The organism is Streptomyces sp. NBC_01142, from assembly GCF_026341125.1.
In the GTDB taxonomy this organism is placed as follows: Bacteria; Actinomycetota; Actinomycetes; order Streptomycetales; family Streptomycetaceae; genus Streptomyces.
This window is the reverse complement of sequence record NZ_JAPEOR010000002.1, coordinates 1480693-1504845: the sequence shown is the minus strand read 5'-3', so window position 1 is coordinate 1504845 and position 24153 is coordinate 1480693. Positions and strand designations below refer to the sequence as shown.

The window sequence follows — 24153 nt, the reverse complement described above, 5'->3', positions numbered from 1 at the left end:
AGCAGGCAAGCCCCCTTCATACGCCGGGGACCGATCCGACAGGCAGGGGCGGGAGCCACGTGGCGTCCCACCGTCAGACTGCATCGCGGCGGGGCCGGCGAGACCGCCCGACGAAGAAGCGGCGGTGCCCGGCAGCAACAGACTCCAGGGCCTCCACCCCGGAACGGCGCCTCAAGCGCCGGCGGGGCTGCGTTGCAGCCCGTCCGGCGCCTGAGGGCAACGCCCGCGGGGCGTTCCGGGGGATCTGGGAACAAGCCCCCGGTCAGGGAACAAGCCCCCCGCTCAGCCCTGCTCCGCGCTCGCGCGGATCATCGCCTCGCGCTCGACGATCTTCACGCGCTCACGCCCCTCCGCCTCGCCCAGCGACCGCTCCGCCGCGTCCAGGCGGTGCCAGCCCTCCCACGTCGTGTAGGAGACACCCTTGCTCTCGAGGAAGTTGACCACCGCGTCCTCACCCGGTGCGCCGGGGGAGAGCAGCCGGTTGTTGCTGTGGTCGTCGAGGAGATTGGCGACCGTCTCGTTGGCGTCGCCCTTGGTGTGGCCGATGAGGCCCACGGGCCCGCGCTTGATCCAGCCGGTCACATAGGTGGACGGAAGGTGCTCGCCGCCCTCCTCGATGACGCGGCCGCCCTCGTGCGGGACTGTGCCGGTGAGGAAGTCGAACGGCAGCTTGGGCAGCTCGTCGGACAGATAGCCGACCGCCCGGTAGACGGACTGCACGTCCCAGGTGTGCATCTCGCCCGTGCCCCTGACGTTGCCCGTGCCGTCCAGCTCGGTGCGCTCGGTACGCAGACCGACGACCTTGCCGTCCTCGCCGAGGACCTCGGTGGGGGACTCGAAGAAGTGCAGGAACAGCTTGTGGGGGCGGTCGCCGGCATCCCGGATCGCCCAGTTCTCCAGCGTCTTCGCGACCATGTCCGCCTGCTTGCTGGCGCGGCGGGTGGCGATGGAACCGTCGTCGTAGTCGATGTCCTCGGGGTTGACGACGACCTCGATGTTCGGCGAGTGGTCGAGTTCGCGCAGTTCCATCGGGCTGAACTTGGCCTGCGCCGGGCCACGCCGCCCGAACACATGCACCTCGAGCGCCTTGTTGGCGGCCAGACCCTCGTACACATTCGGCGGGATCTCGGTCGGCAGCAGCTCGTCCGCGGTCTTCGCGAGGATGCGGGCCACGTCCAGGGCGACATTGCCGACACCGAGGACGGCCACCTTCTCCGCCTCCAGCGGCCAGGTGCGCGGCACATCCGGGTGCCCGTCGTACCAGGACACGAAGTCGGCGGCCCCGTAGGAGCCGTCGAGGTCGATGCCGGGTATGTCCAGCGCCCGGTCGGCGTCCGCGCCCGTGGAGAAGATCACCGCGTCGTAGAACTCGTGGAGATCGTCAAGGCTGATGTCGGTCGGGTAGTCGACATTTCCGAAGAGACGTATCTGCGGCTTGTCCAGCACCTGGTGGAGGGCCGTGATGATGCCCTTGATACGCGGGTGGTCGGGGGCGACGCCGTACCGGATCAGCCCGAACGGGGCCGGCATCCGCTCGAAGAGGTCGATGGAGACGCCGGGATCGGTGGCGGCATCGGACTTCAGCAGCGCGTCGGCGGCGTAGATCCCGGCGGGGCCGGCACCCACGATCGCGACCCGCAGGGGGCGGGGCATGACAGGTTCCCTTCGAGCGAGGTCCACGGGGGCGTGGCCCCGGCGGGAGAGGCACGGCTGTCCGGTACATCGGGTGCGGGCGCGGAGTACGCGGCAGCAGTGCAGTCTCGTACGCCACCCTGGCAACGACGCTTCCGCTGCGGTACCCGTCCCGTACCTATGGACCCATAAGCCTGGTCTATGACCACCCGCCCCATGAGAGGTCGGGTAAGGACACCCTAACCGCCTCCTTCCGGCCCACTCGCACCGCCCCCGCCCGGGGCTCTCCCTGCAGGCCGTCGCCGACACGGTGGAACCCGACACCACCGCAAGTGGCTGGGCCGCCTCGGCGCGGTCGACGCCCTCACCAGGGAGAACGCGCTGACCGTGGCGCTCTCGCAGATCGTCGACACGCCCCGCGGCCTCCGAGCTCACGTCGCGTGGCCGGGCGTCACGCGGCACGCTGGGAACCAAACGCCGGGAACCAAGGGGATCCACGGGAAGGGGCCCCGCGCCATGCACGCTGCCGCAGGTACAGCACCGGGCGGTCGTCTCGTCGGCCTGCTCGAAAGCCCGGCCATCGGGATGTCCCCGTGGATCATCTTCTCGGTCCTGGTCGGGCCGGGCCGCTTCGAGGTGGCAGTGGGTATCGCCCTGGCGGTGGCGGTGGCACTCGTCATCGCGGGGCGGCTGCTCCGCCCCGGCAGCTCGATCAAGATCCTCGAAGTGTCGGACGTCGTCTTCTTCGCCGCGCTGGCCGTCATCGGAGCCATCGCCTCACCGGGCACCCACAGATGGCTGGAGACGTACGCCGGTGAGGTCTCCAACATCGCGCTGGCCGTCATCGCCTTCGGCTCCATGGCGGTGAGGGTGCCGTTCACGGTGCAGTACGCACGCGAACGGGTCGACCGCGAGCACTGGGACTCGCCCCAGTTCCTGCGTACCAACTACGTGATCACAGGAGTCTGGGGCCTCGCCTTCCTGGTGGCGGCCGTCGCGGGCGGCTTCGGTGATCTCGTTCTGCACAACCCGGACAACCTCTGGACCGCGTGGATCATCCAGATCGCGGCGATCGTCGCGGCGCTGCGTTTCACCGAGTGGTACCCGCAGGTCGTCCGGAGCCGCACCAACACGGTCCATCACTCGCCGCCGGTCCGCGCCCTGCTGATCCCGCTGGTCGGTCTGCTCATCCCGATCGGCATCGTCGTCCTGATCTTCGACGCCGGGGCGTCCTGGTTCGGCGTCGTCCTGATCCTCGTCGGGGTCGTGCTGGCGCGCGCCATCAGAAAGGACGCGGAGGTGACGCGGCACCCCGGGCGACACGTCAAGTAGACCGTCGTCAGCGGGTGACGCCCCCGACGAACGCGGTCCAGGCGGCGGCCCCGACGACGAGGACGGGCCCGGAGGGGTTCTTGCTGTCGCGTACGGGGACGACGCCGGGGACGTCGTCGAGTACCTCGACGCACGACTCTCCTCCGTCGCCGCCGCTGTGGGTGCTCTTGCGCCAGGCTGCGCCAGGGAAGGCGTACGCCACTTCGACGCACTCGCCGCCGTCGCCGTCGCTGTAGCTGCTCTTGCGCCACTGGGCGGTGCTCAGGTCGTACTCACGCATCGTCTGAAGTCCTCCGCCGCCGATTCGATCAGGGCCAGGGACGCCTCCGGCGACAACGCGGCGGCCCTCAGCAGATCGTAAGTCGCCTGCGCTCGCTTCACCACAGCCGGATCGTCCAGCAGATTCCCCGAATACACGCCTTCTGTATAGGCCGTTGGCGGAGCGTCCTCGAACTCCATGAGCCTCAGCATCTTGCCCATCTGTGGGTACGCCCCTGCCGCGTTCGGCAGAACCTGGACCAGTACCTTCCGTTCGCGTACAAGGGCCGCGATGTGGTCCAGCTGCTGCGCCATCGCGGTGGGCCCACCCGCTGGGATGTGCAGCGCTGCCTCGTGCAGGATGGCCCAATGCACGGGCCGCGCAGCGTCCTTGAGGATCTGTGCGCGGTCGATCCGCGCGTTGACCGTCTCCTGGACGTACTCTTCGGCAGCGAGCGGATTGCTCGCCAGGACGACCGCGCGTGCGTACTCCGCGGTCTGGAGGAGCCCCGGGACTACTGTGGGTGCGAAGTCGCAGATCTTCGTCGCGAGCGCTTCAAGCTCCGCCGCGGCCGCGAAGTAGTCCGCGTACCGCGAACTATTGATCAGCTTCCGGCACATCCGCTCGAAAAAGCCTCCGGTTTGCAGCGTCTCATCGATCCGCTGAGCCACATCCAATTGCGGCTTCCGAATGGCCTGTTCGAATTGACCGATGTACCCGCCCGACACGAAAACCCGCGCGCCCAGCGTCGCCTGAGTGAATCCCGCATCCTCCCGGAGCCGCTTCAACTCGGTCCCGAAGAACTCCCACGCCGCCTGCCGAGAACCATTGGCCATGAATCAAACCCCTTGTGCTGCCTGCCCGTTGTAGTGCGCGTACCCCTGGCGAGAGTAGCTGCGCACCGTCACCGTTGTAATGCGAAACGTGAGATCTGATCGGGAAGGGAAGTCATGGCGAGCAATGAAAACCCTCGGCACTCGGTGGATTGCATCGACGAGGCAGAGGACGCTGTGAACAATTTGCGTACGGCTCTGGCGCGGTCCGGCATTACCCTGCCGTCGCTGCGGATGGACCTCGCTTCGTACGCACGGGAGACCCCCTGTCCCCTCGTGGAATTGGGGCGCTGCGACGTCGGCACGGTCCGCATGCTCGCGGCCGTACTGCCGAAGGAACGGGGAGCCGCACGGTGACATCGCCCATCGGCTCGTTCGTCGTCGACATCCGCACCGGCCGCGTGGGGCGGCTCATGGGAGAGGTGGGTCCGCGGCTGCTGCTGAGACCCGTCGGCGGGGGCCGGGAGTGGGAGTGCGAGCCGCCGCAGGTGCGGCCCGCGACCGCGGCGGAACGGATCAGTGCGACGACTGCGTACGTGAACGCACGCAGTCGGGGCGAGCTTCCGTGACGCGAGAGGTCAGCTCCGGAGGTCGATCATGCGGGTCGGCTGCCCCGTGGTCCGGGCGATCGTTTCGAAGTCCCGGTCGTAGTGGAGGAGCGTGAGGCCGGACTGTTCGGCGACAGCGGCTACGAGGAGATCGACGGGTCCGGCGCTGCGGTGTTCGCTCTTGGCGGTGAGCTGTTCCTGTACTACTCGTGCCCGCCGGTAGATACCGTCCGGGATCGGGCACCAGCTGTAGTAGACATCGAGGACACTCTTCATCCGTTTCCGGTCCTCCGGCGAGCGTGCGGAGTAGAGCACTTCGAGCTCGGTGAAATCGCAGATCGCGACGAGACCGGCACCGATCCTGTTATCCCACTCGACTGTGATGTGGCCTCGCAGGACACGGGCGAGGGCGGAGGTGTCGATGAGGTAGTCGGCGACGCTCACTCATGCGCTCCTGCGCATCTCGGAAGACTCTTCGCTCTGTACGCCGCCTCGGTACTTGCGCTTGTCCAGGAGGATGTCCATGTCCACGGCGCCTTCCGCGGCGAGCTCGCGGGACTCTTCGAGAGCGCGCAGCCGCCGGTATCGTGCGGTCACCTCGCGCAGGGCTGTGTTGATCGTGTCGCGTTTGGTGGTGGTGCCGAGCTCCTTCGCGGCTGCTTCCAGAGCCTCGTCGTCGAGGTCGATGACCGTGCGGCTCATGGGCCCTCCCGGGGTATACACAGTGACGTATATCAATATACCTCTTCCGTTATACATCCGGGAGGGCTGCGATGAGTTCTCCCGCCCCGCGCGGTCCCCCCTGCATGGACGAACAATTCACCGCAACCCTGCGGAAGAGCCCGAACAAGGGCGGCTGGACCTACCTGGTGTGGCCCGAGTCCGTCGAGTACTTCGGCACCCGGGGCCTGGTCAAGGTCAGGGGGACGATCGACGGTCATCCGTTCCGGAGCGCGTTCATGGCGCTGGGGGACGGCACGCACATGCTTCCGGTGAAGGTGGACGTGCGTAAGGCCATCGGGAAGGAGGCGGGGGACTCGGTGACCGTACGCCTTGAGGAGCGCGTGGAGGATTGACGGCTCCTCGTGGAACGCGTCGCGCAGCTGGTCCCGACCCGCCTGCTCACTGTGAGGCGACCGCTCCGGCCACGGGGCCGCACCAAGTGCTGCGGGAAAATCCGGGCGCGACCCGTCAGCGACACCGGCGGGCGTTGAGCCGGGCGGCCTGGCGCGTCAGGTGGTCGCGCTCGGCGAGGTTGGGTGCCTTCCGGGCCGCCTCGGCGTACAGCCGTGCCGCCGTCGCCAGGTCGCCGTCGCGCTCGTGGAGGTACGCCGCCACCGCGGCGTGGCGGGGCAGTGAGTCGTCCAGCGCCACGAGCGCCGCCAGGCCGGCGCGCGGTCCGTCGGCCTCGCCGACTGCCACCGCGCGGTTGAGCCGGACGACCGGGCTGTCGGTCAGGCGCGTGAGCTCGTCGTACCACTCGACGATCTGCACCCAGTCGGTCTCCTCGGCGGTGGGCGCGTCGGCGTGGAGTGCCGCGATGGCGGCCTGGGCCTGGAACTCGCCCAGCCGGTCGCGGGCGAGGGCCGCCTGCAGGATCTCGACGCCCTCGGCGATCGACTCGGTGTCCCACCGGTCGCGGTCCTGCTCGGCGAGCGGCACCAGGCTGCCGTCGGGCGTGGTCCGGGCGGCGCGCCGGGCGTGGTGGAGCAGCATGAGGGCGAGCAGCCCCGCCACCTCGGGGTGGTCGATCGCGGCCGCGAGCTGCCGGGTGAGCCGGATGGCCTCGGCGGCGAGGTCGATGTCGCCGGAGTAGCCCTCGTTGAAGACCAGGTAGAGGACGCGCAGCACGGTGGCGACGTCGCCGGGCTGGTCGAACCGCACGCCGGAGACGGTGCGCTTGGCCCGGCTGATGCGCTGCGCCATGGTCGCCTCGGGCACCAGGTAGGCCTTGGCGATCTGGCGGGTGGTCAGCCCGCCGACGGCGCGCAGCGTGAGCGCGACCGCGGACGACGGCGTCAGCGACGGGTGGGCGCACAGGAAGTAGAGCTGGAGCGTGTCGTCCACCGCCTGTGCGGGCCCGGGAGCCGGCTCCTCGTCGACGAGGTCCTCACGCCGGCGGCGGGAGGCGTCCGCGCGGGTCGCGTCGAGGAACCGGCGCCAGGCCACGGTGACCAGCCAGCCCTTCGGGTCCCGCATGGGGGCGCCCCTGCTCGAAGAGCTCGGGGAAGGGTCGGCCGGCCAGACGCGGACCGCCTCGACCAGCGCGTCCTGCACGGCGTCCTCGGCCGCCGCGAAGTCGGCTCCGCGGCGGACGAGGATCGCGAGCACGCTCGGCGTGAGGCTCCGGAGCAGGTCCTCGTTCACCTGAGAGGTCACTCCGTGATGGTGGGCGGCGCGGCCAGGAACGGGCGCACCTCGAGCCACTCGTGGATCGGCTTTCCGCCCGCCCCAGGGGCGGCCGACAGCTCCCCGGCCAGCTCGACGGCGCGCTCGTAGCTGTCGACGTCGATCACCATCCAGCCGGCGATGAGGTCCTTGGTCTCGGCGAACGGTCCGTCGGTGACCGGCGGGCGACCCTCGCCGTCGTACCGGACGAACATCCCCTCGGGGGAGAGTGCCTGACCGTCGACGAACTCGCCGGTCCCCTCGAGCCGGGCCGCGAAGTCGTTCATGTACTGCACGTGGTCCGAGATCTCCTCCGGCGTCCACTGGTCCATGGGCACGTCGTTGACCGCAGCCGGGGCGCCGCGGTAGTGCTTGAGCAGCAAGTACTTGGCCATCGTGTTTCTCCTCGGTGCTGGTGCGACCCATTCTGGTCGCGTTCACTGCGGGGACGGAGCCGGCCACGGATTCTCGACATCGACGTCCGAACTTTTTTGGCTCTCGCAGATGAACCTGGGTGAGCCGTCCCGCGGTGCCCGGGTCCACGCCGTGGCGCGAGGGCGAGACGGAGCGAGGCTTTCCAGGATCAGCAGCGGCCGAGCAACCGAAGCAGGAGAAGGCCTCGCGTGCGTCGCTGTACGAAGAGCCGGATCGAGCATCCGATGGCGGTCGGCCGCAGGCCGTACGGGACAATGGCCGCATGAGCCTGTTCCGTGACGACGGCGTCGTCCTCCGTACCCAGAAACTGGGCGAGGCCGATCGCATCATCACGCTGCTCACCCGCAGTCACGGCCGTGTGCGCGCCGTCGCCCGTGGCGTACGGCGCACCAAGTCCAAGTTCGGCGCCAGGCTCGAGCCCTTCTCGCACGTCGATGTGCAGTTCTTCGCCCGCGGCAGCGAGCTCGTCGGCCGCGGGCTTCCCCTGTGCACACAGAGCGAGACCATCGCTCCGTACGGTGGCGGCATCGTCACCGACTACGCCCGCTACACCGCCGGCACCGCCATGCTGGAGACCGCCGAGCGGTTCACCGACCACGAGGGCGAGCCCGCCGTCCAGCAGTACCTCCTCCTCGTCGGCGCCCTGCGCACCCTCTCCCGTGGCGAACACGCGCCACATCTCATCCTCGACGCCTTCCTGCTGCGCTCCCTCTCCGTCAACGGCTACGCGCCCAGCTTCGACGACTGCGCGAAATGCGGCCTGCACGGACCGAACCGGTTCTTCTCCGTCGCCGCGGGCGGCGTCATATGCGGCGACTGCCGGGTACCCGGCAGCGTCGTACCCTCTGCGGAGGCCATCGGGCTGCTCAGCGCGCTGCTGACCGGCGACTGGCCGACGGCGGACGCGTGCGAGGCCCGCCACGTCAGGGAGGGCAGCGGGCTGGTGTCCGCCTATCTGCACTGGCACTTGGAGCGCGGACTGCGTTCACTGAGGTACGTCGAGAAGTAGAAGCAGCAAAGCAGCGAAATAGGAGATGTGAGCCGCATGGCACGACGCGGAATCCTGGGCCGGTCCCGCCGCGAGTACAAGGTCCCCGAGCCGCACCCCTCCGGCGCGCGTCCGCCGAAGATCCCGGGCGAGCTCGTGCCGAACCATGTGGCGTGCGTCATGGACGGCAACGGCCGCTGGGCCAAGGAGCGCGGGCTGCCGCGCACCGAGGGGCACAAGGTCGGCGAGGGCGTCGTCCTCGACGTCCTCAAGGGCTGCATCGAGATGGGCGTGAAGAACCTCTCGCTGTACGCCTTCTCCACGGAAAACTGGAAGCGCTCGCCCGACGAGGTGCGCTTCCTGATGAACTTCAACCGGGACGTCATCCGCCGCCGCCGCGACGAGATGGACGAGCTCGGCATCCGTATCCGCTGGGTCGGCCGGATGCCCAAGATGTGGAAGTCGGTCGTTCAGGAGCTCCAGATCGCCCAGGAGCAGACCAAGAACAACGACGCGATGACGCTGTACTTCTGCGTCAACTACGGCGGCCGCGCCGAGCTCGCCGACGCCGCCGCGGCCATCGCCGCGGACGTCAAGGCGGGCAAGCTCGACCCGTCGAAGGTCTCCGAGAAGACCATCCAGAAGTACCTCTACTACCCGGACATGCCGGACGTCGACCTGTTCCTGCGCCCCAGCGGCGAGCAGCGCACCTCCAACTACCTGATCTGGCAGAGCAGTTACGCCGAGATGGTCTTCCAGGACGTGCTGTGGCCGGACTTCGACCGCCGTGACCTGTGGCGCGCCTGCCTCGAATTCGCCCAGCGCGACCGCCGCTTCGGCGGTGCGATCCCCAACGAGGAGCTCGAGGCGATGCGCGGCCGGCCCGAGGGTACGCCCGGGGACACCTCTGCATGACGGCTCGCGGATGCGGTGGCGCCGTGCTCTTCGCGTGCGGGGCGCTGCTCGCGGTGCTCAGCTTCATGTTCACGATCGAGATGGAGACGTTCGTCGGCCTGCGCGACAACCTCGCAGGCTTCGCCGTCTTCTTCGGCGTACTCGCCGCGGGGTTCACCGCGGGCGGGTACGCCCTCTTCGGCAGGCGCTCGCGCGGCGCGCTCGTCGTGGCGCTGTGCATCGGCGCGGCGCTCGCCTGGCGGGCGTACACCGTCGCGCCGATGCTGCACTGCTCCGACTACAACAGCGTCGGCCGCAACGACGACGGCTCGTACGACTGCTACGACCGCTAGGAAGTGCCCCGGGCCTCGTCCGGGTGCCCGGGGGACTTCCGGCAGGCTGGGAGGACCAGCCCGCCCGGCGGTTGAGGACAAGCGAGGCCGAGCCGCGCAACCCGGCGAAGGGTTGCGGCACCGCCCTCGGGCGAGGAGCTCGGGTCGGCGATCCGGCGAAGGGTTGTGGCACGCCCCTCGGGCGAGGAGCTCCGGTCGGCCCGCCGGCGAGGGCCCGGGTCAGCCCTCCGGCGAGGAGCTCGCGCACTCGGCGCACGTACCGAAGATCTCGACCGTGTGCGCCACATTGACGTAGCCGTGCTGGGCCGCCACCGCCTCCGCCCACTGCTCCACCGCGGGGCCCTCGACCTCCACCGCCTTGCCGCAGACCCGGCACACCAGGTGGTGGTGATGGTCGTCGGTCGAGCAGCGCCGGTACACGGACTCGCCGTCGCTGGTACGCAGTACATCCACCTCGCCCGCGTCGGCGAGGGACTGCAGGGTGCGGTAGACCGTGGTCAGACCGACCGAGTCGCCGCGGTGCTTGAGCATGTCGTGCAGATCCTGCGCGCTGCGGAACTCATCCACCTCGTCGAGCGCCGCAGCCACCGCGGCACGCTGCCGGGTCGACCGGCCTCGCACCGGGGCGGTGTTACCGCCGATTGGCGCCGTGGTCACAGGTGCCTCCTCGCATTGCCCGCACAGATGTCGGGCTATTCTGCCAGGCCCGCGGGCGGAGCTTGACTCCGTCGCTCAGACCTTGACGTCGTCACTCGGCCGCGGTGCGCCCGGCACATCCATGGTGCACTCCGCCTCGTTGGCCTCCAAGGCATGCGCCCGCCGTCTCGCCAGGGGGGTGGCCAGCACGGTCAGCCCGATGAAGACCGCGATGGCGAGCAGCACGATCGTCGCGCCGGGCGGCACATCCTGGTAGTACGACGTGGTGGTTCCGGCCAGGGAGACGGCCACGCCGATCACCACGGCAACAGTGAACGTGGCCTTGAAGGACCGCGTGATCTGCTGGGCCGCGGCCACCGGCACCACCATCAGTGCGCTGACCAGCAGCAGCCCGACCACGCGCATCGCCACGCTGACGGTGACAGCGGCGGTGACGGCGATGAGCAGGTTCAGAGCCCGCACCGGCAGCCCCGTCACCCGCGCGAAATCCTCGTCCTGGCTGACCGCGAACAGCTGCCGGCGCAGCCCCAGCGAGACCAGCACCACGAACGCGGCCAGCAGCACGATTGCAGTGAGGTCCTCCTCGGAGACCGTGGACAGCGAGCCGAACAGGAACGAGCTGAGATTGGCCGTGGACCCGGTGTCCGAGAGGTTGATCAGCAGGACACCGCCCGCCATGCCGCCGTAGAAGAGCATCGCCAGCGCGATGTCACCGCGGGTGCGGCCGTACGCCCGGATCAGCTCCATCGTGATCGAGCCGGCGACCGCGACGATCGTCGCCATCCACACCGGGTTGGTCGAGAGCAGGAAGCCCAGGCCGACACCGGTCATCGCGACATGGCCGATGCCGTCGCCCATCAGCGCCTGCCGGCGCTGCACCAGATAGATGCCGACGGCGGGGGCGGTGATGCCGACCAGCACGGCCGCGATGAGCGCCCGTTGCATGAACGCGGACTCGAGGATTTCCATGATCAGGTCAGCAGTCCTGTGCGGAGCGGCTCGTCGGCCGCGTGCGGATGTACATGGTCGTGGCCGGGCAGCGCATGCTGGCCCACGGCCTGGGGCGGCGGCCCGTCATGGACCACGCAGCCGTCGCGCAGCACCACAGCGCGGTCGATCAGCGGCTCCAGCGCGCCCAGCTCATGCAGGACGAGCAGCACCGTGGTCCCGGCCGCGACCTGCTCGCGCAGCGTCCCGGCGAGGACGTCCTGGCTGTGCAGGTCCACCCCTGCCATCGGCTCGTCCATGATCAGCAGCTCGGGCTCGGAGGCGAGCGCGCGGGCGATCAGCACCCGCTGGTGCTGGCCGCCGGAGAGTGCGCTCACGGAGTCCTTGGCGCGGTCGGTGAGTCCGACGAGCTCGATGGCACGCTTCACGGCGGCCCTGTCGGCCCGGGAGAGGCGGCCGAGGCGCGTACGGGACAGACGTCCCGAGGAGACGACTTCGCGCACGGTCGCCGGTACACCGCTCGCCGCGGTGGTGCGCTGCGGTACGTAGCCGACACGGGCCCACTGGCGGAAGCGGCTCAGCGGGGTGCCGAACAGCGTGATCTCGCCGCCGGTGAGCGGCACCTGGCCGATCACGGACCGTACGGCGGTGGACTTGCCCGAGCCGTTGGCGCCGAGCAGGGCGACGACCTCACCGGGCTGGACGGTGAGGTCGATGCCGCGCAGAACCGGGCGCGAGCCGAGCGTGGCCTGGGCCCCGCGGACGGATATGACGGGCTCCATGGCTCGTGCCTCCGATGCTGCTGTGCGTGTCACTGCGGATGTCACTTCGCGCCGAGTGCCTTCTCCAGCGCGGCGAGGTTGGACTCCATGACCTCGACGTAGTCGGCGCCCTTGGACTTGTCCGTGATTCCTTCGAGCGGATCGAGGACGTCCGTCTTCAGGCCGGTGTCCTGGGCGAGGGTCTTGGCGGTCTTGTCGCTGGCGAGCGTCTCGAAGAAGACGGTGGTGACCTTGTCCTTCTCCGCGATGGCCTGGAGCTCCTTGATGCGGGCCGGGCTGGGATCGGACTCGGGGTCGATGCCCGCGATGCCCTCCTGGTCCAGGCCGTAACGCTCGGCGAGGTAGCCGAAGGCGGAGTGGGTGGTGATGAAGGTCTTGGTGGCCGTGTTCTTCAGGCCCGATTCGTACTTCGCATGCAGCCCGTCGAGCTTGGTGACCAGTGCGGCGGTGTTCTTCCGGTAGTCCGCGGCGTGGTCCGGGTCGGCCTTCTCGAGAGACTTTCCGACGCCCTTGGCGACCTCGGCGTACTTCACCGGGTCGAGCCAGATGTGCGGATCGCCTCCGGCTTCGCCCTCGCCCGCGTGCTCGTCGCCGTGCTCGTCGTGGCCGGGCTCCTCGCCCTCGTGGCTGTGACCGCCCTCGGTCCCGTGCTTCTCCAGCGTGGTGAGGGTGGCGGCGTCGATCTTGTTCTTCGCCTCGGACTGGGCGATGGCCTCGTCGACCGCGGGCTGGACGCCCTTGAGGGAGAGGATGTAGCCCGCCTCGTTCAGCTCGGCGGTCTGGCGGGGCTTGAGCTCCAGGTCGTGCGGCTCGATGCCCGGCTTGGTGAGGGTGGAGACGGAGACGTGGTCGCCGCCTATCTCCTCGGCCAGGTACTGCATGGGATAGAACGACGCCACCACCTTCAGCCTGCCTTCGCCGTCCTTGCCGTCCGTGGTGCCGGAGGTGGAGCAGGCGGACACGGCCATGAGGCCGAGTGCGACGGCTCCGGCGACGGCGGTGGTGGGTATGAGGCGGCGTACGTTCATGACACTCATTTTCAACAAAACTGGAAACGATTGTCAACAAAGCCCCTGAGCTGCCTCAACCCCGAACCGATTTGATCCAAGGGGTGCGGCCGCCGGTAACCTGAAGCATTCGCCGTTCGTCGTCGTCGTAATGAAGAGAGCACCGTGGCCGCCGACAAGATCGACACCATCGTCAACCTGAGCAAGCGCCGTGGCTTCGTCTACCCGTGCAGCGAGATCTACGGCGGCCAGAAGGCCGCCTGGGACTACGGGCCGCTGGGTGTCGAGCTGAAGGAGAACATCAAGCGCCAGTGGTGGCGCTACATGGTCACCTCGCGCGAGGACGTCGTCGGTATCGACTCGTCGGTGATCCTGGCCAGCGAGGTCTGGGAGGCCTCCGGCCACGTCGCCACCTTCACCGACCCGCTCACCGAGTGCACCTCCTGCCACAAGCGTTTCCGCGCCGACCACCTGGAAGAGGCGTACGAGGAGAAGCACGGCAAGGCCCCCGCGAACGGCCTCGCCGACCTCAACTGCCCCAACTGCGGCAACAAGGGCACCTTCACCGAGCCCAAGAGCTTCTCCGGCCTGCTCTCCACCCACCTCGGCCCCACCCAGGACACCGGCTCCGTCGCCTACCTGCGCCCCGAGACCGCCCAGGGCATCTTCACCAACTTCGGCCAGGTGCAGCAGACTTCCCGCAAGAAGCCGCCGTTCGGCATCGCGCAGATGGGCAAGTCCTTCCGGAACGAGATCACTCCGGGCAACTTCATCTTCCGCACCCGCGAGTTCGAGCAGATGGAGATGGAATTCTTCGTCAAGCCGGGCGAGGACGAGCAGTGGCAGGAATACTGGATGGAGCAGCGCTGGAACTGGTACCGCGATCTTGGTCTCCGTGAGGAGAACATGCGCTGGTACGAGCACCCGGCCGAGAAGCTCTCCCACTACTCCAAGCGCACCGCCGACATCGAGTACCGCTTCAGCTTCGGCGGCAGCGAATGGGGCGAGCTCGAGGGCGTCGCCAACCGCACCGACTTCGACCTCTCCGCGCACTCCAAGGCCTCCGGCACCGACCTGTCGTACTTCGACCAGGAAGCCGGCGAGCGCTGGACGCCGTACGTCATCGAGCCCGCCGCCGGTGTCGGCCGCGCGATGCTCGCCTTCCTCCTCGACGCGTACAACGAGGACGAGGCCCCCAACGCCAAGGGCGTCATGGAGAAGCGCACCGTGATGCGCCTCGACCCGCGTCTCGCGCCGGTCAAGGTCGCTGTGCTGCCGCTCTCCCGCAACCCGCAGCTCTCGCCGAAGGCCAAGGGCCTCGCCACCGACCTGCGCAAGAACTGGAACATCGAGTTCGACGACGCGGGCGCCATCGGCCGCCGCTACCGCCGCCAGGACGAGATCGGCACGCCGTTCTGCGTCACCGTCGACTTCGACACCCTCGACGACAACGCGGTCACCGTGCGCGAGCGCGACACCATGAAGCAGGAGCGCGTCTCCCTGGACCAGATCCAGGGCTACCTGGGCAGCCGCCTGCTCGGCTGCTGACCACCGCGAGACTCACAGGCCGGCCGGGCCAGGCGCCCGGCCGGCCTTCGCATGTGCCGGGCCGTCCTTCGCATGCGCCCGTACGGCCTGTGCATGTGCCGGGCCGTCCTCTGGATGCGCCCGTACGGCAAGGAACGCGCACAGGCCCGCCAGCGGCAGCTCCGCACACACGGCCATCGCCACGGCCGCCGCCAGCTCGGTGCCCGGTGCCGACGTCAGCACATCCGCGCACGCGTCCGCCGCCAGCAGCAGCGCGGCGCCGGCCGCCGCCACCCGATGGCCGCCCCCGCCCCGAGCGAGCCGGGTACCCGCCGTCAGCAGACAGGCCGCCTCCAGGGAGTCGAGCGCCACCCACGCCGCCGCCCGGCCCGGCGGCAGGGTCGCGGCGAGGAACCCCATCCACGGCAGCAGCGCAAGGCCGGCACCGGTCAGCAGCCGGGCCTGCCAGGTGCGCAACCGGGCTGTTCCGCAGGGGGAGTTGAAGGCGAGGAGAGCCATGGAGTGTGCCTCGTTCCGCTGTCACGAACGTCACGAACCCGGCCGTCGGGCTCGTGATCAACACTCCAGTTCCGGGCGCGCACAGTCAGTAACACTGCTTGCCCACTTGGGGTGGCACCAGTTGCACCCCCGATCCGGTAACTGGCCTCCTCGCCGCAGGCCGACGCCGGCACATACGGTTGGATCATGACCATCCCGCCCCGGCTGCGCCGCTCACTCACGTGGCTGCGGCGCGACCTCCTCTTCATCGCCTCCGGGGTGCCACTGCACCTGATCACCGCGCCGCTGTTCCTGTGGGCCGTGACGCTCATCGCCCGGACCGTGCAAGGAACGTCCAGCGCAGCCCCGGCGGTCCTGCCCGTCCCCGCCGCCCTGATCGTCATCGCCGGATTCGGGCTCACCCAAGCCCACCGGTGGCGCTACCGGGAACTGTGCGGAGTGGATCTGCCCCGGCTGCGGTTCGCCGTCGCCGGGCGGCAGCTCGGCTACAACTGCCTCGTGGCGCCCTGCCTCGGCGTACTCGAACTGCTCGTACTCGCCCTGCTGGTCGCGGGCACGGCCGCGACCACCGTCTACGCGTGGATCATGCTGCTGCCGGTGGACTGGCGGACAGGCCACCCCGGTTACACCACCCAGGCCGCCTACGTCATGGCCGCGGGCGTCCTCGCACTGTCCGCCACGCCGGGCCTCGCCGGAGCGCTCGTACGCCTCGAGAACCGCATCGCCCCCGGGCTGCTCAAGGACGGCCCGGCCGAAGAGCTCAAGCAGCGGGTCGAGGACCTCACGGAAAGCCGGGCCGGAGCCGTCGACGCCGCCGATGCCGAACGCCGCCGCATCGAACGGAATCTGCACGACGGCGCCCAGCAACGGCTCGTCTCGCTCGCCCTCAACCTGGGTATCGCCAAAATCACGCTCAAGGACCTGCCACCCGAGGCCCGGCAGGTCATCGACGACGCACACCGCGAAGCCAAGGAATCGATCGAGGAGCTCAACACCCTCGTACGGGGCCTGCACCCGGCCGTACTGGACGAACTCGGCCTGGACGCCGCCCTGTCGGGACTGGCCGCCCGGGCGCCCCTGCCCGTACGGCTGCGTGTCGACATGACCCGGCGCGCGGCGCCCGCCGTCGAGGCCGTCGCCTACTTCGTCGTCTCCGAAGCGCTGACCAACATCGCCAAGCACGCCCGCGCCACCCGCGCCGATGTGACCGTGTCCCGGCTGGGAGAGTTGCTGCGCGTGGTCATCGCCGACGACGGCGTCGGAGGTGCCGACCCGTCCGGCGGCACCGGCCTCAAGGGGCTCTCCCAGCGCGTGGGATCCGTCGACGGGACCTTCCGGATGAGCAGCCCCACCGGGGGCCCGACCGCCATGACCGTGGAGCTGCCGTGCGTGCCGTGATTGCCGAGGATTCCGTACTGCTCAGGGTCGGCGTGGTCAAGATCCTGGAGATGGCCGGATTCGAGGTCGCCGCGGAAGTCGGCGATGCACAGGCGCTGTTGGCCGCGGTCGAGGAACACCGCCCGGACATCGCCGTCGTCGACGTCCGGATGCCGCCGGGCTTCACCGACGAGGGCGTACGTGCCGCACTGCAGCTTCGGCGGCAGTGGCCGCAGACCGCGGTACTGATGCTCTCGCAGTACGTCGAGGAGCGGTACGCCGCCGAGCTGCTCGCCACCCACACCAGCGGCGTCGGCTACCTCCTCAAGCAACGGATCGCGGACGTCGAGGAGTTCATCGAGGTGCTGCGGCGGGTCGCCGAGGGCGGAACGGCCCTGGACCCTCAGGTCGTCGCACAGCTGCTGGTGCGACGGCAGAGCGATCCGCTGGAGCGGCTGACCGAGCGCGAACGGGAGGTGCTCGCGCTGATGGCGGAGGGGCGCTCCAACGCAGGAATCGCGGGCCGGCTGGTGGTCAGCGAGAGCGCCGTGGCCAAGCACATCAACAGCATCCTCGCCAAGCTGGACCTGCCACGCGCCGACGCCGACCACCGCCGGGTGCTGGCGGTGCTGCGTTTTCTGGAGCGGGGCGCCTGAGCACGAAGTGAAGCCTGGACAACGGGGCGAGAAGAAAACCCTGTTGATGTTGTCCGTACTGCACACTGGGCGCAATCATCACCAGGAGGAGCGATGCCGTCCACGACCACCAGCAAGGTCAGCAGATGGGATCAGCACGGCCGCGAGCATGTCGTCCACGTCCAGAAGTCGGGGATGCAGCGGATGCTGACCTGCGTCACATGCGGCTGGCGCAAGGGGGCGCAGTTCCTGCCGTGGCTCAAGGCCGAGGAGCACCTGGCCGGGGCGCATCAGGCGACGGTGGACCCCGGCGCCTGACCCCTCCCACGCGCTCGTGGCAGCGGGCCCGTCACGTCGTCGGCCGACGGCGCTCGCCCGAAAACTGGTACCGAGACGCTCTCCGGCGGGGTACCGTCACCTGCATGTCTTCGTTCTTCCAGATCTACGAGTGAGAGGGCGGCGGTCCACCCCCGCCCCCATCTGACGATTCCCGAAGTCACTTCTCACCACGACGGAGAACCCCGTGGCCAAGAGCCGGAACAATCTCCTCGGCGTGGGCGGACAGCGCAAGAAGCTGTCCCGCGCCGATCAGCAGGGCAACGGTCCCGCGCGCAACGCCGATCGCAAGACGGCCGCCGAGCAGAAGCAGGACCTCGTACGCAAGATGCGCGAGCGCGCCCAGGGCCAGTCGGAGGCGCCGCAGGACGAGCAGGCCTGATCATGACCGTGGGCCCGGACCGCACGACGCGGTCCGGGCCCACGGTCATGTCCGGGCTATGCGCGCGCGGGGGACGGCGACTTCTCCCGCTCCGGGGCCTCCAGCCGCTCGGCGGTGCGCCGTGCCGTCTCCCGAGCCCAGGCTCCGCTGGTCAGCGCCCCCACCACCAGGACGCACAGCCCGCATCCGACGATCACCCACCAGGCGGGGCGGCTCGCCTCGGCGAAGCCGTCGGTGTAGGACGCGGCGGACACTCCGGCCGCCAGTACCGCCCCGATGACGGCGACACCGAGCGTCTGGCCGACCTGCCGGCTGGTCGAGGCGACAGCGGCGGCCACCGCGGCCTGGGAGCGGGGCATTCCGGAAACGGCGGTGTTGGTGATCGGCGCATTCACCATGCCGAAGCCGAGGCCGAACAGCGCGTACCCGAGGAAGAGCAGCCCGTCGGACCTCTCGGCCTCGAACGCGGCGAACAGCACACCGCATGCCGCCATGGCGATGCCCCCGATCAGCAGCGGGAGGCGGGGACCGCGGCTGCCGACGAGCCGTCCCGACACGGGCGCGCAGACGAAGGTCATAGCCGCCATCGGCAGCATGTAGAGACCGGCGTGCAGAGCGGTCAGACCGCGGACGTCCTGCAGGTACAGGGTGTTGATGAAGAGGAAGCCGCCGAGCGAGGCGAACGCGCACACCGCGATGACGGTGGCGCCGCTGAACGGTGCGCTGCGGAAGAAACGCAGATCGATGAGGGGCTCGGCGCGCCTGGGTTCGTACAGCAGCAGTCCGGCGAGCGAGAGGACCGTGACCACACCGAGGGTGAGGATCAGCGGCGAGGTCCAGCCTGCCGTGGGCGCTTCGATGATCGCGTACGTCAGTGAGCCGAGCAGCGCGATGACCAGCAGCTGGCCGACCGGGTCGGAGCGGCGCGGCCGGGGCGCGCGGGACTCCTGTACATAGCGCCAGGTGAGCAGCATCGCCGCGATTCCGACGGGCAGATTCACCCAGAAGACAGAGCGCCATCCGACGGTGTCGACCAGGATTCCGCCGACGAGCGGCCCCGCGGCCATGGAGATGCCGACGACCCCGCCCCACACTCCGATGGCACGGGCGCGCTCGCGCGGCTCGGTGAAGGTGTTGGTGATGATCGACATCGCGACGGGGTTGAGCATCGAGCCGCCGACGGCCTGCACCATGCGGAAGACGACGAGCGATTCGAGGCTGGGGGCGAGGGAGCAGAGCAGCGAGCCGAGGGTGAAGAGAGCGAGCCCGGTCTGGAAGACCTTGCGACGGCCGATCCTGTCGGCGGTGGAGCCGGAGAGCATCAGCAGGGAGGCGAGGACCAGGGTGTAGGCGTCGATGGTCCACTGCATGCCGGCGACGGAGGCGTTCAGCTCCTTCTGCATCGCGGGCAGGGCGGCATTGAGGATGGTGTTGTCCAGGCTGACGATCAGCAGGCTCATGCAGCAGATCGCCAGCACCAGCATCCGCCGCCGGTGTGTGAGCTCGGGCATACGCGGATCGTACGTCTGACGAACGACTCCGGCAGTGCGCGACAATGGGCGGATGACCACGCTCGCCCCGTCCACGTCCTCGATGCTCAGGATCGGCCCGCACGCCGTCCAGCCGCCGGTGGTGCTCGCGCCCATGGCCGGCATCACGAATGCGCCCTTCCGCACTCTCTGCCGTGAGTTCTCCGGCGGCAAGGGGCTGTTCGTGAGCGAGATGATCACGACGCGGGCGCTGGTCGAGCGCAATGAGAAGACCATGCAGCTCATCCACTTCGACGAGACCGAGACGCCGCGCTCCATCCAGTTGTACGGAGTGGATCCCGCGACGGTCGGCAAGGCCGTACGGATGATCGTGGACGAGAACCTGGCGGACCACATCGATCTGAACTTCGGCTGCCCGGTGCCGAAGGTGACGCGCAAGGGCGGCGGCTCCGCCCTTCCGTACAAGCGGCCGCTGCTGCGCGCGATCCTGCACGAGGCGGTCACCGGTGCCGGGGATCTGCCGGTGACGATGAAGATGCGCAAGGGCATCGACGACGACCACATCACGTATCTCGACGCGGGCCGGATCGCGGTCGAGGAGGGCGTGACGGCGATCGCGCTGCACGGGCGTACGGCGGCGCAGCACTACGGCGGTACGGCCGACTGGGACGCGATCGCACGGCTGAAGGAGCACGTCCCGGAGATCCCGGTGCTGGGCAACGGCGACATCTGGTCGGCGGACGACGCGCTGCGGATGATGCGCGAGACGGGCTGCGACGGGGTGGTCGTGGGGCGCGGGTGCCTGGGGCGGCCGTGGCTCTTCGGCGATCTGGTGGCGGGCTTCGAGGGGACGGGGACGTACGCGACGCCGACGCTCAAGGAGGTCGCGGTCGTGATGCGGCGGCACGCGGAGCTGCTGGGGGAGTGGATCGGCGACGAGGCGCGCGGCGTGATCGACTTCCGTAAGCATGTGGCCTGGTACCTCAAGGGGTTCTCGGTCGGTTCGGAGATGCGCAAGAAGCTGGCGATCACCTCTTCGCTCGCTGAGATAGACGCTCATCTGAGCGAGCTCGATTTGGACCAGCCGTGGCCGGTGGGCGCGGACGGGCCGCGCGGGCGCACGTCGGGCAACAACCGGGTCGTGCTCCCGGACGGCTGGCTGAAGGATCCGTACGACTGCGCCGGTGTCGGTGCGGACGCGGAACTCGACACGTCAGGCGGCTGACCGGCCCCGGCGCGGGTCCGGATGATGGAATTTCGCCCGGCCGAGCGGCGTGATTCTCGCCACCCTTGATAGGGGGTCCGCTCAGATGAGCACTTTGCGGACGGCTGCATCTCTCAAAGGGTGGCACTGAGTGCCATCCCTTTGGTCTTCAGATGATCGATCAAAATGTGACGCTGCGTATGCGGTATCGGTTGATCATGCCACCGCACGTAGTGATGTCTTCAAGAGTTGAATCAAAGGGTCCATGCCTTCGCCCTCCCCAGGTGCTTTCGATCTGCTGGCGGACGAGTGGTTAAGGCCGTATGACGCTCGAGTGGACATACCCAGACGCCTTCGATCTGGGTATGTTCCTCGCCGTCAGGGCAGCCACCGAGTCCTCGAGGAGTCGAGACCCGTGTCGGAAAACAAAGATCAGAAGTTCGTCTACGACTTCACCGAGGGCAACAGGGACCTCAAGGACCTGCTCGGCGGTAAAGGTGCGAACCTCGCCGAGATGACCAACCTTGGGCTCCCCGTCCCTCCCGGCTTCACGATCACCACCGAGGCGTGCAAGGGCTACCTCGACAGTGGTGACGAGCCCGCCGCGCTGCGCGACGAGGTGAGCGCCCACCTGGACGCCCTCGAGCAGACCATGGGCAAGAAGCTCGGCCAGGCCGACGACCCGCTTCTGGTATCCGTACGTTCCGGCGCGAAGTTCTCCATGCCCGGCATGATGGACACCGTTCTCAACATCGGGCTCTCCGACGAGTCGGTGGCCGGGCTCGCGCAGCAGGCCGGCGACGAGCGCTTCGCGTGGGACTCGTACCGCCGCCTCATCCAGATGTTCGGCAAGACCGTGCTGGGCGTCGACGGCGAACTCTTCGAGGAGGCGCTCGAGGAGGCCAAGGCCGCCAAGAAGGTCACCGTCGACACCGACCTCGACGCCGGCGATCTGAAGAAGCTGGTCAAGCAGTTCAAGAAGATCGTCTCCCGCGACGCCGGGCGCGACTTCCCGCAGGACCCGCGCGAGCAGATGGACCTCGCGATCCGCTCGGTCTTCGAGTCGTGGAACACCGACCGCGCCAAGCTCTACCGCCGCCAGGAGCGCATCCCCGGCGACCTGGGCACGGCCGTCAACATCTGCTCCATGGTCTTCGGCAACCTCGGCCCCGACTCCGGCACCGGCGTCGCCTTCACCCGCGACCCCGCCAGCGGCCACCAGGGCGTCTACGGCGACTACCTGCAGAACGCCCAGGGCGAGGACGTCGTCGCGGGTATCCGCAACACCGTGCCGCTCGCCGATCTGGAAAGCATCGACAAGAAGTCGTACGACCAGTTGATGCAGATCATGGAGACCCTCGAGACGCACTACAGGGACCTGTGCGACATCGAGTTCACCATCGAGCGCGGCCAGCTGTGGATGCTCCAGACCCGCGTCGGCAAGCGCACCGCCGGTGCCGCCTTCCGTATCGCCACCCAGCTGGTCGACCAGGGCCTCATCGACGAGGCCGAGGCGCTCCAGCGCGTCAACGGCGCGCAGCTGGCGCAGCTGATGTTCCCCCGCTTCGACGACCAGGCCAAGACCGAGCTGCTCGGCCGCGGTATCGCCGCCTCTCCGGGCGCGGCCGTCGGCAAGGCCGTCTTCGACTCGTACACCGCGGTCAAGTGGTCGCGCTCCGGCGAGAAGGTCATCCTCATCCGCCGTGAGACCAACCCCGACGACCTCGACGGCATGATCGCCGCCGAAGGCATCCTGACCTCGCGCGGCGGCAAGACCTCGCACGCCGCCGTCGTCGCCCGGGGCATGGGCAAGACCTGTGTCTGCGGCGCCGAGGAGCTCGAGGTCGACACCAAGCGGCGCCGGCTCACGGTCGGCGAGACCGTCATCGAGGAGGGTGACGTCGTCTCCATCGACGGCTCCACCGGCAAGGTCTACCTCGGTGAGGTACCGGTCGTGCCGTCCCCGGTCGTCGAGTACTTCGAGGGCCGGATGCACGCGGGCGCCGACGACGCCGACGAGCTCGTCGCCGCCGTGCACCGGATCATGGCGTACGCGGACCGAGTACGGCGGCTGCGCGTACGCGCCAACGCCGACAACGCCGAGGACGCGCTGCGCGCACGGCGGTTCGGCGCGCAGGGCATCGGCCTGTGCCGCACCGAGCACATGTTCCTCGGTGAGCGCCGCGAGATGGTCGAGAAGCTGATCCTCGCCGACACCGACGACGAGCGCGAGCAGGCGCTGGGCGCCCTGCTGCCGCTCCAGAAGAAGGACTTCATCGAGCTGTTCGAGGCGATGGACGGGCTGCCCGTCACCGTCCGGCTGCTCGACCCGCCGCTGCACGAGTTCCTGCCGGACATCACCGAGCTGTCGGTACGTGTCGCCCTCGCCGAGGCCCGCAAGGACCACAACGAGAACGACCTGCGCCTGCTTCAGGCCGTGCACAAGCTCCACGAGCAGAACCCGATGCTGGGCCTGCGCGGCGTACGTCTGGGTCTGGTCATTCCCGGCCTGTTCGCGATGCAGGTACGGGCGATCGCCGAGGCCGCGGCCGAGCGCAAGAACGCCAAGGGCGACCCGCGGCCGGAGATCATGATCCCGCTGGTGGGCACCGTCCAGGAGCTGGAGATCGTCCGCGACGAGGCCGAGCAGGTCATCGCCGAGGTCCAGGAGGCCACCGGCATCGACCTCAGGCTCAAGCTCGGCACGATGATCGAGCTGCCCCGCGCCGCGCTGACCGCCGGTCAGATCGCCGAGGCCGCGGAGTTCTTCTCCTTCGGGACGAACGACCTCACCCAGACCGTGTGGGGCTTCTCCCGCGACGACGTCGAGGCGAGCTTCTTCACCGCGTACCTGGAGAAGGGCATCTTCGGGGTCTCCCCGTTCGAGACGATCGACAAGGACGGCGTCGGCAAGCTCGTACGGGACGCGGTGGAGGCCGGCCGGGCCACCCGCCCCGATCTGAAGCTGGGCGTCTGCGGTGAGCACGGCGGCGACCCCGAGTCGGTGCACTTCTTCCACGAGGTGGGCCTGGACTACGTGTCCTGCTCGCCGTTCCGTATCCCGGTGGCGCGGCTGGAGGCGGGCCGCGCGGCGGCCCAGTCGACCGGCAGCGACTCCCGGTAGACCGCCGGAGCCGTCACCGGGGTCCAGGGGCCTGCCCCCGGATGACCGGTACCTCAACCCTCACCGGTCCGGTGGCGGCTCCGGAACACCAAAGAGGATGGGGCGGGCGCCTGTGCGGGGCGCCCGCCCCATCCGCTTGTCCTGCCGCTTGTCCTTTTGCGGCGCGGCCCCGGTCGCGACGGCCCGATTCGCTACAGGCTGATTCGCCGGCACACGCCGATTCCCTGTTGAATTACGTACGTCCAACAGCAATCGAATTTCTGCCATTCATTGCGCAAAGAACTGGGCGGAGCGCGGCCTGCGGATCCCCACCCGCCGACCGCGCCCCATTACCCGTGCCGGACACGGAGCCGCAACCTCCGTCAACCGCCGCCGGACGCGCAAAGCCCCCCACGGCCTTCGCGACGTCACATCGGTGACACAGGTTTCGTGCCCGACGTCGTACAGCCTTTCGGTTGGACACCTGACCCCGCGAGGCGTTTCAACTGTGGCTGAAACTCCGT

Annotated in this window: 27 protein-coding genes; 14 read left to right on the top strand and 13 right to left on the bottom strand. The window is 69.1% G+C overall.

Annotated features, from left to right (window positions below; translation table 11 throughout):
- Nucleotides 1-282 precede the first annotated feature (282 nt).
- Complete coding sequence (locus OG883_RS24350; protein WP_266544589.1) at nucleotides 283-1653, bottom strand: FAD-dependent oxidoreductase; 1371 nt, start codon at nucleotides 1651-1653, stop codon at nucleotides 283-285.
- 495 nt (nucleotides 1654-2148) lie between these two features.
- On the opposite strand from OG883_RS24350, the gene OG883_RS24345 reads away from it, so the two are divergent.
- Nucleotides 2149-2964: a hypothetical protein gene (locus OG883_RS24345; protein WP_266544586.1), complete on the top strand. Its 816-nt coding sequence runs from the start codon at nucleotides 2149-2151 to the stop codon at nucleotides 2962-2964.
- Nucleotides 2965-2971: 7 nt separating this feature from the next.
- Here the strand turns inward: OG883_RS24345 and OG883_RS24340 are convergent, their stop codons facing one another.
- Nucleotides 2972-3244 carry a DUF397 domain-containing protein gene (locus tag OG883_RS24340; RefSeq protein WP_266544584.1) on the bottom strand — a complete coding sequence of 91 codons (273 nt, stop codon included), beginning with the start codon at nucleotides 3242-3244 and terminating at the stop codon, nucleotides 2972-2974.
- The gene (locus tag OG883_RS24335) at nucleotides 3226-4059 is read right to left on the bottom strand and encodes a helix-turn-helix transcriptional regulator (RefSeq protein WP_266544581.1); all 834 of its coding nucleotides are present in this window, start codon (nucleotides 4057-4059) and stop codon (nucleotides 3226-3228) included. The genes OG883_RS24340 and OG883_RS24335 overlap by 19 nt, the downstream gene beginning before the upstream one ends.
- A 114-nt stretch (nucleotides 4060-4173) precedes the next feature.
- Between OG883_RS24335 and OG883_RS24330 the strand changes: the two genes are divergently transcribed.
- Together OG883_RS24330 and OG883_RS24325 are read left to right on the top strand one after the other, a co-directional pair.
- Entirely contained in the window at nucleotides 4174-4413 is a 240-nt protein-coding gene (locus OG883_RS24330) for a hypothetical protein (RefSeq protein ID WP_266544578.1), read from the top strand.
- Entirely contained in the window at nucleotides 4410-4625 is a 216-nt protein-coding gene (locus OG883_RS24325) for a hypothetical protein (RefSeq protein WP_266544575.1), read from the top strand. Before OG883_RS24330 ends, OG883_RS24325 begins: the two co-directional genes overlap by 4 nt.
- A 9-nt stretch (nucleotides 4626-4634) precedes the next feature.
- Here OG883_RS24325 and OG883_RS24320 read toward each other — a convergent pair whose 3' ends face one another.
- Both OG883_RS24320 and OG883_RS24315 read right to left on the bottom strand, forming a co-directional pair.
- The gene (locus tag OG883_RS24320; protein WP_266544572.1) at nucleotides 4635-5048 is read right to left on the bottom strand and encodes a PIN domain nuclease; all 414 of its coding nucleotides are present in this window, start codon (nucleotides 5046-5048) and stop codon (nucleotides 4635-4637) included.
- A complete protein-coding gene (locus tag OG883_RS24315) occupies nucleotides 5049-5306 on the bottom strand; it encodes a type II toxin-antitoxin system VapB family antitoxin (RefSeq protein WP_266544569.1) in 258 nt (85 codons plus the stop codon).
- A gap of 104 nt (nucleotides 5307-5410) precedes the next feature.
- On the opposite strand from OG883_RS24315, the gene OG883_RS24310 reads away from it, so the two are divergent.
- On the top strand, nucleotides 5411-5680 hold the full coding sequence (locus OG883_RS24310; protein ID WP_266544566.1) for a DUF1905 domain-containing protein: 270 nt from the start codon (nucleotides 5411-5413) through the stop codon (nucleotides 5678-5680).
- A gap of 115 nt (nucleotides 5681-5795) precedes the next feature.
- On the opposite strand, the gene OG883_RS24305 is transcribed toward OG883_RS24310, so the two are convergent.
- A complete protein-coding gene (locus OG883_RS24305; protein WP_266549390.1) occupies nucleotides 5796-6971 on the bottom strand; it encodes an RNA polymerase sigma factor in 1176 nt (391 codons plus the stop codon).
- Between the two features lie 8 nt (nucleotides 6972-6979).
- Nucleotides 6980-7387 (bottom strand): YciI family protein, encoded by a 408-nt coding sequence (locus OG883_RS24300; protein WP_266544563.1) that lies wholly within the window; start codon nucleotides 7385-7387, stop codon nucleotides 6980-6982.
- Between the two features lie 302 nt (nucleotides 7388-7689).
- Between OG883_RS24300 and recO the strand changes: the two genes are divergently transcribed.
- Genes recO through OG883_RS24285 form a run of 3 tightly spaced genes read left to right on the top strand, consistent with a single transcriptional unit; the run spans nucleotide 7690 to nucleotide 9662 of the window.
- Complete coding sequence (gene recO, locus OG883_RS24295) at nucleotides 7690-8436, top strand: DNA repair protein RecO (RefSeq protein ID WP_266544560.1); 747 nt, start codon at nucleotides 7690-7692, stop codon at nucleotides 8434-8436.
- 36 nt (nucleotides 8437-8472) lie between these two features.
- The gene (locus tag OG883_RS24290) at nucleotides 8473-9330 is read left to right on the top strand and encodes an isoprenyl transferase (protein ID WP_266544557.1); all 858 of its coding nucleotides are present in this window, start codon (nucleotides 8473-8475) and stop codon (nucleotides 9328-9330) included.
- On the top strand, nucleotides 9327-9662 hold the full coding sequence (locus tag OG883_RS24285; RefSeq protein WP_266544554.1) for a hypothetical protein: 336 nt from the start codon (nucleotides 9327-9329) through the stop codon (nucleotides 9660-9662). The genes OG883_RS24290 and OG883_RS24285 overlap by 4 nt, the downstream gene beginning before the upstream one ends.
- Nucleotides 9663-9881: 219 nt before the next feature.
- Here the strand turns inward: OG883_RS24285 and OG883_RS24280 are convergent, their stop codons facing one another.
- The 4 genes from OG883_RS24280 to OG883_RS24265 form a co-directional block, all read right to left on the bottom strand.
- Nucleotides 9882-10319, bottom strand: coding sequence for a Fur family transcriptional regulator (locus OG883_RS24280; RefSeq protein ID WP_266544551.1), 438 nt, complete (start codon nucleotides 10317-10319; stop codon nucleotides 9882-9884).
- Between the two features lie 75 nt (nucleotides 10320-10394).
- Entirely contained in the window at nucleotides 10395-11288 is an 894-nt protein-coding gene (locus OG883_RS24275; RefSeq protein WP_266544548.1) for a metal ABC transporter permease, read from the bottom strand.
- A 2-nt stretch (nucleotides 11289-11290) separates the two neighbouring features.
- Entirely contained in the window at nucleotides 11291-12049 is a 759-nt protein-coding gene (locus tag OG883_RS24270; protein WP_266544546.1) for a metal ABC transporter ATP-binding protein, read from the bottom strand.
- 41 nt (nucleotides 12050-12090) lie between these two features.
- Nucleotides 12091-13077, bottom strand: a complete 987-nt coding sequence (locus OG883_RS24265) for a metal ABC transporter substrate-binding protein (protein ID WP_266544543.1) — start codon at nucleotides 13075-13077, stop codon at nucleotides 12091-12093.
- A 144-nt stretch (nucleotides 13078-13221) separates the two neighbouring features.
- Between OG883_RS24265 and OG883_RS24260 the strand changes: the two genes are divergently transcribed.
- Nucleotides 13222-14604: a glycine--tRNA ligase gene (locus OG883_RS24260; RefSeq protein ID WP_266544540.1), complete on the top strand. Its 1383-nt coding sequence runs from the start codon at nucleotides 13222-13224 to the stop codon at nucleotides 14602-14604.
- Nucleotides 14605-14616: 12 nt separating this feature from the next.
- On the opposite strand, the gene OG883_RS24255 is transcribed toward OG883_RS24260, so the two are convergent.
- Entirely contained in the window at nucleotides 14617-15102 is a 486-nt protein-coding gene (locus OG883_RS24255; RefSeq protein WP_266544538.1) for a hypothetical protein, read from the bottom strand.
- 186 nt (nucleotides 15103-15288) lie between these two features.
- Here OG883_RS24255 and OG883_RS24250 point away from each other — a divergent pair, with 186 nt between their 5' ends.
- The 4 genes from OG883_RS24250 to OG883_RS24235 all read left to right on the top strand — a co-directional run bounded on the left by OG883_RS24250 (nucleotide 15289) and on the right by OG883_RS24235 (nucleotide 17832).
- A complete protein-coding gene (locus OG883_RS24250; protein ID WP_266544535.1) occupies nucleotides 15289-16500 on the top strand; it encodes a sensor histidine kinase in 1212 nt (403 codons plus the stop codon).
- Complete coding sequence (locus OG883_RS24245) at nucleotides 16488-17135, top strand: response regulator transcription factor (protein WP_266544532.1); 648 nt, start codon at nucleotides 16488-16490, stop codon at nucleotides 17133-17135. Before OG883_RS24250 ends, OG883_RS24245 begins: the two co-directional genes overlap by 13 nt.
- A gap of 93 nt (nucleotides 17136-17228) precedes the next feature.
- Nucleotides 17229-17432, top strand: a complete 204-nt coding sequence (locus tag OG883_RS24240) for a hypothetical protein (RefSeq protein ID WP_266544529.1) — start codon at nucleotides 17229-17231, stop codon at nucleotides 17430-17432.
- 205 nt (nucleotides 17433-17637) lie between these two features.
- The gene (locus OG883_RS24235) at nucleotides 17638-17832 is read left to right on the top strand and encodes a DUF6243 family protein (protein WP_266544528.1); all 195 of its coding nucleotides are present in this window, start codon (nucleotides 17638-17640) and stop codon (nucleotides 17830-17832) included.
- Between the two features lie 56 nt (nucleotides 17833-17888).
- Here OG883_RS24235 and OG883_RS24230 read toward each other — a convergent pair whose 3' ends face one another.
- Complete coding sequence (locus OG883_RS24230) at nucleotides 17889-19343, bottom strand: MFS transporter (RefSeq protein WP_266544525.1); 1455 nt, start codon at nucleotides 19341-19343, stop codon at nucleotides 17889-17891.
- Nucleotides 19344-19395: 52 nt separating this feature from the next.
- On the opposite strand from OG883_RS24230, the gene dusB reads away from it, so the two are divergent.
- Complete coding sequence (gene dusB / locus OG883_RS24225) at nucleotides 19396-20547, top strand: tRNA dihydrouridine synthase DusB (protein ID WP_266544522.1); 1152 nt, start codon at nucleotides 19396-19398, stop codon at nucleotides 20545-20547.
- A gap of 394 nt (nucleotides 20548-20941) precedes the next feature.
- Nucleotides 20942-23650 carry a pyruvate, phosphate dikinase gene (ppdK, locus tag OG883_RS24220; protein ID WP_266544519.1) on the top strand — a complete coding sequence of 903 codons (2709 nt, stop codon included), beginning with the start codon at nucleotides 20942-20944 and terminating at the stop codon, nucleotides 23648-23650.
- The last annotated feature ends 503 nt before the right edge of the window (nucleotides 23651-24153 follow it).